We start from the raw sequence: 2,220 nt of genomic DNA, 5'->3' as shown, positions 1-2,220 counted from the left end.
CGCCAGATCACCGTGCGCCAGGGCAGGCCCTTCAGCACGGCCGTTCGCGTGTAGTCGGAATCGAGCGCCTCGATCATGCCGGAGCGTGCCATGCGGGCGATGTAGCCGAACAGCACCAGGAACAGCGGCAGCGAGGGCAGGATCAGGTAATAGAGCTGCGTGAAGAAGCCGGCGTCGCGCGGCCATGCGGCCGATATCGGCAGCCAGCGCAGCCAGACACCAAAGATCAGGATCAGGATGATGCCGGTGACGAATTCCGGCAGCACCGTCACCGACAGGCCGCCGAGACTGATGATGCGGTCGAGCGGGCGGTTGAGGTTGAGTGCGGCGACGACGCCGCCGAGGATGCCGATCGGCACCACCAGCACGAAGGCGACCGCCGCCAGCTTCATCGAATTGCCCAGCGCATCGATGACGAAAGGCGCGACCGGCGAGCGGAAGATGTAGGACGTACCCATGTCGCCCTGGACGAAGTTGGAGATCCAGCTCCAGTATTGCGTTAGCAGCGGGCGATCGACGCCGAGCGTGTGATTGAGCGCGTCGACCGCGCGCTGGTCGGCGAACGGGCCCAATATGGCGCGCCCGACATTGCCGGGCAGCACCTGGCCGCCCAGGAACACCATGATGCTGAGCAGGAACAGCGTGACGAGCGACAGCGAGACACGCCGGACAAGGAAGGAGAGAATGGCTAGGACTCCTTGTGGAGCCAGCCCCCATGCGGGAGCTGGCTGTTAGAGGATTGGCTTTCCCTTCCGTTCAGGCCTTCGATGCCTTATCGAGGAACAGCTGCGACATGGCGGTCGGCTGCACGCCGGCCACACCCTTCGCCGTCGCCGTGAGATAGTCATAGAAATAGCCGAAGATGACAGGCGTTTCTTCGAGCAGCAGCTTCTGGATCTTGCCGGCGTCGGCCTTCTGCGCCTCGAGATCGAGGGCCGCGATGTAGCTGGTCGCCAGCGCGTCATAGTCCTTGTTCTTGAAGTGTGCCGCGTTCCAGGTGCCTTCACTCTTCAGCGGTGCCGCGAGATAGACGTTCGGCACGCCGCGGTGGCCGTAGTCGGTGATACCCATCACCGAATCCAGCCAGTTCGACTTGCCGAACACTGCGTCTCCGTAATAGCCGCTCTGGTCGAGGATGTTGAGGTCGAGTTGGACGCCGATCTCCTTGACCCAGTTTTGGATCAGCTGGGCGTATTCAGGGATTTCCAGGTAGCGTTCGGTGGTCAGGGTTATCTTGAAGCCCTGGCCAAGGCCGGCTGCTTCCATGAGCTGCTTGGCCTGGGCGATATCCTGCTTGCGCTGCGGCACGCTCGTATCGGTCGAAGGGTAGACGGCGGCGAACGGGCTGTCATTGCCCAGAGCGGAGCGTCCCTTCATCAGGCCGGCGGCCAGCTTGTCGCGATCGAGGCAGAGCGCAATGGCACGGCGCACGCGCGCATCCTTCAACGGGCCCTCGTCGCAGCGCATGTGCAGTTGCTGATGGGCCGACGACTTCAGGCTGATGATGTCGACGTTCGGATCGTTGAGCAGAGCGACGCCGGCCAGCACGGGCATCTGGTTGATGATGTCGACCTGTCCGCCCTGCAGCGCCAGGATCTGCGGCTGCATATCGGTGAAGAAGGTGAATTCGGTGCGTTCCGGCAGTGCCTTCGGACCCCAATAATCCTCGTTGCGGACGAAGGAGGCGCCGACCTTTGCCGTGTATTTCTCAATTTTGAACGGCCCGGTGCCGTCGAAGCTCTTCTCGTAGTCGCCCTTGTAACTCGCCGGGATGATGACGGCGTTGTAGTTGTCGGACGACAGCATGTAGGGGAAGTTGCCGTTCGGCGCATCGAGGTGGAATTCCACCGTGTAGTCGTCGACCTTCTTGGAGGCGCCCTTCTGCAGGATGCCGTTGAACACCGACAGCGCGTTGGACGAGTTTGCCGGATCGGCAAGGCGGTCGATGCTGGCCACGACGTCGTCGGCCTTCATCTCCCCGCCGCTGTGGAATTTTACGCCCTTGCGCAGCTTGAAGGTCCAAACCGTGCCGTTGTCGTTCGGCTTCCAGCTCTCGGCCAGCGCCGGTTGCAGCACCAGGTCGGGGCCGTCGACACAAAGGAATTCCGCAACCTGCTGCATCACCAGCAGGCCGCCGGCGTCCGCAATGGTGACTGGGTCGATCGTTGCTGCCGGCACGCTGCTGGCGACACGGATGGTGGCGCCGGGTGCGCCTTGGGC

At 62.9% G+C, this 2,220-nt stretch carries 2 protein-coding genes; both read right to left on the bottom strand.

Annotated features, from left to right (window positions below; all coding sequences use genetic code 11):
- The coding region (locus EN893_RS30075) for an ABC transporter permease (RefSeq protein WP_164901238.1) at positions 1 to 623 on the bottom strand (623 nt) is incomplete at its 3' end.
- Positions 624 to 756: 133 nt separating this feature from the next.
- The coding region (locus EN893_RS30070) for an ABC transporter substrate-binding protein (RefSeq protein WP_164901237.1) at positions 757 to 2,220 on the bottom strand (1,464 nt) is incomplete at its 5' end.

It is taken from the genome of Mesorhizobium sp. M7A.F.Ca.CA.004.04.2.1 (assembly GCF_004022825.1).
Taxonomy (GTDB): Bacteria; Pseudomonadota; Alphaproteobacteria; order Rhizobiales; family Rhizobiaceae; genus Mesorhizobium.
Note: the sequence above shows the minus strand (reverse complement) of the source record. Positions and strands in the feature narration are given on the sequence as shown.